The 7,821-nt window shown below is 38.7% G+C and carries 9 protein-coding genes; 7 read left to right on the top strand and 2 right to left on the bottom strand.

From position 1 onward, the window contains the following. Positions 1-6: 6 nt before the first annotated feature. Positions 7-570, bottom strand: coding sequence for an NADPH-dependent FMN reductase (locus ACFIO5_RS02505; RefSeq protein WP_375634512.1), 564 nt, complete (start codon positions 568-570; stop codon positions 7-9). 586 nt (positions 571-1,156) lie between these two features. On the opposite strand from ACFIO5_RS02505, the gene ACFIO5_RS02510 reads away from it, so the two are divergent. The 7 genes from ACFIO5_RS02510 (at position 1,157) to ACFIO5_RS02540 (ending at position 6,030) form a co-directional block, all read left to right on the top strand. Beyond that, a complete protein-coding gene (locus ACFIO5_RS02510) occupies positions 1,157-1,435 on the top strand; it encodes a hypothetical protein (RefSeq protein WP_375633354.1) in 279 nt (92 codons plus the stop codon). A gap of 122 nt (positions 1,436-1,557) precedes the next feature. Further along, positions 1,558-2,115 carry a hypothetical protein gene (locus tag ACFIO5_RS02515; RefSeq protein WP_375680872.1) on the top strand — a complete coding sequence of 186 codons (558 nt, stop codon included), beginning with the start codon at positions 1,558-1,560 and terminating at the stop codon, positions 2,113-2,115. A 273-nt stretch (positions 2,116-2,388) separates the two neighbouring features. Further along, positions 2,389-2,925 (top strand): hypothetical protein, encoded by a 537-nt coding sequence (locus ACFIO5_RS02520; RefSeq protein ID WP_375627738.1) that lies wholly within the window; start codon positions 2,389-2,391, stop codon positions 2,923-2,925. 516 nt (positions 2,926-3,441) lie between these two features. Next, positions 3,442-3,783, top strand: coding sequence for a hypothetical protein (locus ACFIO5_RS02525; RefSeq protein WP_375671800.1), 342 nt, complete (start codon positions 3,442-3,444; stop codon positions 3,781-3,783). A gap of 136 nt (positions 3,784-3,919) precedes the next feature. After that, positions 3,920-4,099 (top strand): hypothetical protein, encoded by a 180-nt coding sequence (locus tag ACFIO5_RS02530; protein WP_375613624.1) that lies wholly within the window; start codon positions 3,920-3,922, stop codon positions 4,097-4,099. Positions 4,100-4,478: 379 nt separating this feature from the next. After that, positions 4,479-4,856 (top strand): hypothetical protein, encoded by a 378-nt coding sequence (locus ACFIO5_RS02535; RefSeq protein ID WP_375705075.1) that lies wholly within the window; start codon positions 4,479-4,481, stop codon positions 4,854-4,856. A gap of 10 nt (positions 4,857-4,866) precedes the next feature. Next, positions 4,867-6,030 (top strand): DUF6990 domain-containing protein, encoded by a 1,164-nt coding sequence (locus tag ACFIO5_RS02540; protein WP_375705076.1) that lies wholly within the window; start codon positions 4,867-4,869, stop codon positions 6,028-6,030. Between the two features lie 919 nt (positions 6,031-6,949). Here ACFIO5_RS02540 and ACFIO5_RS02545 read toward each other — a convergent pair. Beyond that, positions 6,950-7,273, bottom strand: coding sequence for a hypothetical protein (locus ACFIO5_RS02545; RefSeq protein WP_375621758.1), 324 nt, complete (start codon positions 7,271-7,273; stop codon positions 6,950-6,952). Between the last annotated feature and the right edge of the window lie 548 nt (positions 7,274-7,821).

Below are 7,821 nucleotides of genomic sequence, written 5' to 3' on the forward strand. Positions count from 1 at the left end.
ATTACTTTAAATCCCACCTCGTTGCTTTAAAAATGTGTACATTTCATCAGCAAGTCTTTCACAACGGGTTTGTACCTCTTCACTTATAACTTTCCAAGTACGACCTTCATCATCTGAGGAAAAATCTTCGTTGGAAGAGGCGATTTGACATTGGAGTGCATAGCCATAAAGCGTGCGCACCAACGGCAATAAATGTTCACACGGTTGTGCGCATTTTTTGGCGGTACTTCCATGAGAGATAAGCCCAACAGGTTTATTTAAAAAGGCATTATAGCTCAAATTATCAAGAGCATTTTTTAAAACACCCGAATAAGACCCTTGATAAACGGGGCTTGCTAGAATAACGCCATCAGCCGCGGCAATGGTTTTGACAAACTTACGAACCGCAGCACTTGGATTAGCCTCAACCTGCTGATGATAATCTGGATCTGTCATCGGCAAGGGCTGTTCACGCAAATCAACCCAATGAAGTGATGCACCCCGCTTTATGAGGCAATCGGCTAAATAATTGGCTAAAGTTCTTGTTAAGGAAGGTTGACGCACAGACCCCAAAATAATTGCTATATTCAACAGGATTCTCCTTTATCTTTTCCCCACAAGCCTATAACGCAAGGCTTATAAAGAATTGTGAGTAAAATGGCGCGTATCATTATGCTGTCCATAAAGAGCAATTGTGATGATATCGCATCATCATAGAATCAGTCCATGCTAACAAGATTGTTGACAAAACAACACCTCAAACTTGTAAGAGAATGTTAGTGCTTTCATTAATATTAAAATGCTTGATCTCAAGAATCGCGGCTGTCTCGTGTCTTAGAAGCGCTTTTATGAATATATTCTGAGCTATTGGCTTGCAAGAACTCTAATGAAAAATGGAATGTATCGTCATATTTTGATTTATAATGATCATTGAGCCTTTTTAATTGAAATAAGAAAGTTGTAAGATTTTCTCATTTCAAATGTTCTTATTGCGCGATCATTTGCAAATCAATGGAAGTTCCTTTTTTATGTCTTAAGTGGGCGGAAAACAATTGAGAAAAGAATAAAAATGCTTCTGTCTTTTCAAGGGATAAAGACTATCGTAGAAGCTAGATATGCCTGTTTTTGGGGCAGGGGTGGGTTTGTTGTAGGAGCCTTAGGCTAATGGGGGTTGTCCGTGTTGAGGAACGAGTTATGGCGTGGCTTGTCGCAAGGGGAGGGTAAGGCTATTGTAGAGGCCACAGGGGGCGTATATGAATGGTGCCGGATTACATTTTTTATTGAAATAATGGTGGTGATAGAGTTTATAGTAAGGGGATATATTCATGGGGGCACTATTGTTATCCCCTTCATGGGGGCTGTTCATGAAATGGGGGTGATGCGTGTTGGTTTGCAAGTGTTGAGAGATGTTTCTTTAAAACAAGCACGTGAATTGGCAAAAGTATTGGCAACATAAATATGCGATACGAGTGTTCTCTGGGGTGTTCTGTTTGACGATAATGGATGCAATTGTTCTTGAGAGGTTATTCGTGTCTTTATAAAGTCAGGGACAAACAGTTGCATAAAAGGGAAGAGCAAATGAAGGGGGAAAATTCCACATTTTATAACAAACGGTGCTCTCTTGTTTTTGGAAAATCATTTCGTTCTTATAAAGATCATATTATTATTTGTCTTATTTCTATCCTTATTGGGATAGGTTATAAAGCTCTTTTGATCCCATTAGAATCCAAGTGGACGTTGAGTGTATCACAGGATAGCACTCTTTTGGCGCTTTTTGTGCTGCGTGAAGTCATCATGGTGTGTGTTGTTGCCTTGATACCTGTTTTATTGGTGCTTTATCTCATCTTAACGTATTTGTTGAAAAAAAAGATTCAGCAGTTGGATGAGGCTATCCAGCAACGGGGGCACACAACCGATCAACAAAATAATTCGGTAAAAAACAATAGAGAAACAATAAGCAGTTTTTTTATCGTATACTTTTGGTTGATATTTCTGCTAAACGTCTTTTTTCCTGCGGGTGTTGTCATGCTCATTTTAGAATTTTATTATTTTGTTTTCAAGCGCGTGAGAACGTATTGTAGAGTGAAACGGGAATTAAAACGCATAAGAAAAGAGAGTGACAAGGCGCTTGTGTAGCTATCGTGAGGGGTAAGAGGTAATATTTGGAAGCTCGTGACACAAGAAGAGGGGATGAATGGTTGGAAAATCGTCAGGCAAAGAGGATAAAGAAGCCTATCAGGTTTGTAATGAGGAGGATGCTCTTAATCATTTGGAAAAGCAACAGCGCTTTTAGAAAGTTGGGGTTTTTTGTTGAAAACAAGGGAAGCGCCATGCATCGCACTTTTCGTGGTTCTTAAAAAAGCGGGCATGAGATAAAGAAATGCATTTTTCATAAAAAAAGGAAGAGCAATGAAGGGGAAAAATTCAGCATTTTATAATGGACTGCGCCATTTTTTCGAGAAAGATTATTTTTCTGTGCAAGAGCATGTTGTCATTTGTTTTCTCTCACTCATTATTGAGCTATGGAACAGGATTTTCTTTCTCTCATCTTTGGGTAGCCAAGAGAACTTGACAGGGTGGCAGGATACACCTCTTTTTCTCTCTCTGTATGCGTTTTGGAAAGTTATTACAGTGTGTGTTTGGGTCTTGTTCCCAGTTATGTTTATACTCTGCTTCATATTGCGGCGTTTGTTGGTAAAAAATATTCGGAAATTGAAAGGAATAGATCAGCAACGGGGTAAAATAACCGATCAAAAGGATCGATATAAAGAAAGTGTGAAGTGGAAAATGGACGATATTCTTGTTACAATATTCAGTTTCGTGCTTGTGTTCGTGACAGTGTGGTTTGCTGCTATTCCCGTGGGGATTTTACAACTTTATTATGGTGTCTTTAAGCAGGTGAGAAAGTATCGTAGAATGAGACGGCTACTAAAACGCGTAAGATAAAGAGAGTGACAAGGCGCTTTTGTAGCTATCGTGAGGGGTAAGAGGCAATGTTTAGAAGCTCTCGTGACACAAGAAGAGGGGATGGTTGGAAAATTATCAGGCAAAGAGGAGAGCCTATTTTCGTTTGTAATGAGGAGGATGCTCTTAATCATTGAGAAGAGTAACCGCGCTTTTAGAAAGTTGGGGGGTTTTGTTGAAAACAAGGGAAGCGCCATGCATCGCACTTTTCGTGGTTCTTAAAAGAGCGGGCATGAGATAAAAAAATGCGTTTTTCATAAAAAAAGGAAGAGCAATGAAGGGGAAAAAGTCAGCATTTTATAATGAACTACGCTATTTTTCTGGGAAAGATTATTTTTCTGTGCGAGAGTGTGTTGTCATTTGGTTCCTCTCGCTCATTATTGAGTTGTGCAACAGGATTTTCTTTCTCTCATCTTTGGGTAGCCAAGAGAACTTGACAGGGTGGCAGGATACACCTCTTTTTCTCTCTCTGTATGCGTTTTGGAAAGTTATTACAGTGTGTGTTTGGGTCTTGTTTCCAGTTCTGTACATACTCTTCATAACATTGTGGCTTTTGTTGAGAAAAATACTCAAAAATTGAAAGAAATAAACCTGCAACGGGGTAAAATAACCGATCAAAAGGATTGGTATAAAAAAGGCGATAGAGAAAAATGGAGTGATATTCTTGTTACAATATTCGGTCTCGTGCTTCTGTTCGTGACACTGTGGGTTGCTTGTATTCCTATGATGATTTTACAACTTTATTATGGTGTCTTTAAGCAGGTGAGAACGTATCGCTGTTTAAGAAAAGAACTGAAAAACGTCTTGCAAGAACAGGATACAGCGCTTGAGAAGTCATGAGAGGGAAAAAATAATGAAGAAATTATGAGAGATTCAGCCTTTATAGGGATTGCTCTCTATACCATTTTGCCTTTGATATGTTTTGGTGTTTTTTATGGGGTGTCCGTAAAACATTGCTTTAAAGGAGCAGTGTTGGGTGGCATTGAGTGGAAGAAAAGCCGATTATGGATCAGTGTTGATTAAAGGGAATAAGAGCCCGTGGGGTTTAGAGCCTAGAGTGAGCGCTTGGGACTTACTTTATCGTTTGAGGCGTGAGGAAGGAACGGTTTTGCTCGTAGGGGCGCGCGGTATATGGGTTGTTTTCGTATTTTTATGAGCCTTGTTCATTCAAGCTTTGAAATGAATCCTATTGAAGTGGGGATGCAGGGTCATTTTCTTGAAAATAGGAGAATTTTTAGGAAGAAAAAGCTGAATTGTGACTATTGTTTATAGATTGGTACGGTTTGAAAATCTTCACTATTTGAGATGTGAGGAAGGTAAGAGGGTAGCAAGGTAGCAGGAATATTATTATTTTTATTATGACGCAATCCATAATGGTCTGTGTACTTTTCTTGATTTCGGTGATATTTGGGTTTTGCATCATCATAATGCGTAAATTGGAAAAAAAGATCCAGAAACGAGAAGAGGCAATCTCGGTGTGATAGCAAATAAGCTCTCTGTCACACGGGTCTTTTCAAAGAGTGAGAGGGGAATACATGAAGGAGCAAAATTGGACATCAGAGCAAGAAACGCATAAAGGAGCGCATTCTTTTTCGCTCCAGAAAGTGTTGCTCTCAGCAAAGGATTATAAAATTATCTTTGCTATTGCGGTTCTCATTATCATCTGGAGAATGGTTCTAGAAATACCAGGTGTATTAAATTGGCAGCTGACAGGGTGGCAATATGTTGTGCATGCCGTTCTCTTTAAAACGACGGTCGCCATAACGGTCTGTGTCATTATTTTTATTCCGGTTATGTTACGGCTTCGCACCAAAGTGACGGGTGAGTTGTACAAAAATATTCAGAAACTAGAAGAAGCAATCTCGGTGCGAGAGCACATAAGCTCTCTGTCGCACGGGCTTTGTAAAGACTGAGAGGGGAAAAATGAACAGTGATCCTATAGCCGTATTTCTATTAGATTCCGGATTCTGGGTGATGATTGTTATTTGCATGATCATTATCATGCTTGTTTTAGCTCTTTATACCTCTGTCTTTAAACGGATGAAAATGAATTTCCAAGTGAAAGGCGCGCTGGAAAGAGTGCTTAAAGAAAATGATCTTGCAACGCAGCAGTTTTGGAAAGATGAAGCCGTGGTGCAGAAGAGGCGTTTGCAACTAAAGGAAAAAGAGTTCTCTGCCGATTATGATGATGATGAAATTCTCACGATAGAAAGTGCAACAGGGCTTTTAAAAAGCTTGGGATGGTCGGTGGAAATCGAGGGAAAGGGAGATTATTTGGCAACCCTCTTTTTACCAGATCGCGAAGTGCAGTTTCTTTATAACGAGAAACGAGTGGAAGAGTTTTCGCCTTTTGATCGCGGACTTTTAATTATGAGCGGTATTTTTGCGGCGGCTTGTCAGACGATTAATCCGCATAATTCTGGGGTTTTGCCAACAGTATTTATGAATTTTGTGCCCAATGGATTGGAAATTTTTGAAGAAAAAGTGAGCGCCAAGCTTTTAAAGAAAGCACTCGATACAACTTTAAAATGGACAATGGAAGATGATTCTTTGCATGAAATGTTTCGCTCTCAATATAGTATTCCCCCTTGGGAAAAAGACTCTTTATCATGGGCAACGGATGGAGACGTAGAGTTCGCACCTTATGCTTTGCTGCATCTTGCTGCTCTTGCCTTGCTGGGCGATGTTGAGACTTTAGCTTCTTATGACGAAAGTTTTACGGCAGGGGAGAAGCTTGGCTTTGATGAAACCATTGAAAAAGTCCATTTGGAACGCGCGATGGTGATTGCTCAAGAAGTGAAAAGGGAAGGAAAGTTCAGTTACGATCTACTGGAACGGGTTGCTGAGAAGTGGTCTATAGCCATGGACTATCAGTTTTTCAGAGTGAGACCCCCTAATACGTGTAATCAAAAACGAGATTTTCATAAAAAAATAGTCGAGAAGAAAAAACAAGAATTAAGGGAACAAGGGTTTGAAGGGGTGAGTGATGAACAGTTCGTGTTTGAAGCAGAGGGGGTAAAACATGCTCCTGATATTACTTATATTAAAGATGGTAAAATCGCATTTATGGATATAAAAATTGATTAGTTTATTCTCCTGTTGAAGAAAAGTACCCTTATTTGAAAGAAGAAAAGCGCCATGATTGAGGCGCTTTCACACCTTTCATACCAGAGCAAAATAAAGTGCTCGAAAAATCAAGAATAATAGCCAAGATTTTAAAAAATAGACTGAAAATGGCTTTATTCTCAAGAATAGAGGAGAAAAATCAATTATAAATTCTACTCTCTTCTTAAAGGCGGTCTCTTTTTTGTTAGAAAATGCTCATAAATTATCGCTTATTCAAGCGGTATGAGGGAAAGGTCCATTGACTAAAGCGCTATGGGGGGAGCTCCATTGACTAAAGGCGCTATGGGGAAGCTCTATTGACTAAAGTGCTATGGGAGGGAAGCTAGGGGGTAGAGCCTTTGTCATTTGAGGTGAGAGGAAGGCAAAAAATGGCATTTTTGAGCAGTGTTAAGCTCTTTTGCCTTTGAGGTATTTTTTGTCTTTTTAAGAAGTCCTTGCCAATGAAGCAGCGCTTGTTAAGCTTCAACAGTGTTTCAGTATGGTGATATTGATATAAAAAGTTATGGTGTTTTTGTGTTTTTCAGTCTGCTTCATGGAGATCTGTAAGCCAATCCGATGACATAGGAGATGCATGGTCATTTTCTTGAAAACAGAGGAATTTTTGGGAAGAACAAGAGGATTGCGGACCCTTATTAACGAAAGCGCTATGGGAGGGAAGCTAGGGGGTAGAGCCTTTGTCATTTGAGATGTGAGACAAGTAAAAATGGCATTTTTGAAGGCGATGATATTTGGCCAATAAAAATAAAAACACAATAAAAACTAAACTAAAACAGAGGAAAAATTAAACTAAAAAAGGCCCCATTTTATAAAGGGCCTTTTTATTTAAATTTTACAATATATACAAAATGTATATAACCTTACTTTAAGAACTTTTTGTATCTTATATTCTAGTAGCAACAAGTTGTACGAAATATATAATAAGTGATCCTAAAAAACCAGCTATTGCATTCAATAAATTTTCTGCTTTATCGTATATATCGTCGATTGATGCTTGTTCTGATGCGCTTCTATTACTGACTCTCAGTATATTCAATGTATCCGATGTGTCCCTTACTTGTTTAACAAAATGTAAATTTGTTTTCTCAATAGTATAAGGAGCAACAATAGGAGAGGGTTGTTTATTGACTATACGATCAGATTTTTGAATCGCGAGAGCTAAACCACTTGTAATAGCCCCAGCTATGAAAAAATATCTGATATTCATAGTTTTTCTCCTATATTTATTTCGATAAATAAATATCGATACGTATCATATATAAATACGATTTAAATAACTATAGTAAAAATACAACAATCACAAAAAAGAATAAACTTTGCCTACAAATTGACAAAATTTACCCTTAATTGCCTTAATGAATTCTTTCAGATTTGATTTTATGAAGGCGTAAAAAAGTTTGAAAGCTCTGTAGAGAAGTGGAATCCCATAAGGTGGGTGATACAATAGTTGCTAGCAAACTTCTTTTTGTGCCTTTGACCAAGGATTCATAAAAATGAGGGTTCATAAAAATGAGATGCGATGAAATTTGAGTAAAACCCTTGAAGGGAAGGATTCACTCTATTGAAGGCGGAGTGCATCTTTTCCATGGATTGGATACTGCTTCATGAGGGTTTGGCGGTATCCGTTGAGGGGAAGGATGCACTCTTTTGAGGGGTTGAGTGCATCCTCTTATAGATTGGATACTGCCTTTATGAGGGTTTGGCGGTATCCGTTGAGGGGAAGGATGCACTCTTTTGAGGGCTAGAGTGCATCCT

Source organism: Bartonella sp. AA86SXKL (genome assembly GCF_042196885.1).

Excerpts from the sequence above, each read along its gene's own strand:
- ACFIO5_RS02515 (WP_375680872.1), top strand. The coding sequence starts at position 1,558 with ATGAAGGGGGAAAATTCCACATTTTATAACAAACGGTGCTCTCTTGTT.
- ACFIO5_RS02535 (WP_375705075.1), top strand. The coding sequence starts at position 4,479 with ATGAAGGAGCAAAATTGGACATCAGAGCAAGAAACGCATAAAGGAGCG.
- ACFIO5_RS02545 (WP_375621758.1), bottom strand. The coding sequence starts at position 7,273 with ATGAATATCAGATATTTTTTCATAGCTGGGGCTATTACAAGTGGTTTA.
- ACFIO5_RS02540 (WP_375705076.1), top strand. The coding sequence starts at position 4,867 with ATGAACAGTGATCCTATAGCCGTATTTCTATTAGATTCCGGATTCTGG.
- ACFIO5_RS02520 (WP_375627738.1), top strand. The coding sequence starts at position 2,389 with ATGAAGGGGAAAAATTCAGCATTTTATAATGGACTGCGCCATTTTTTC.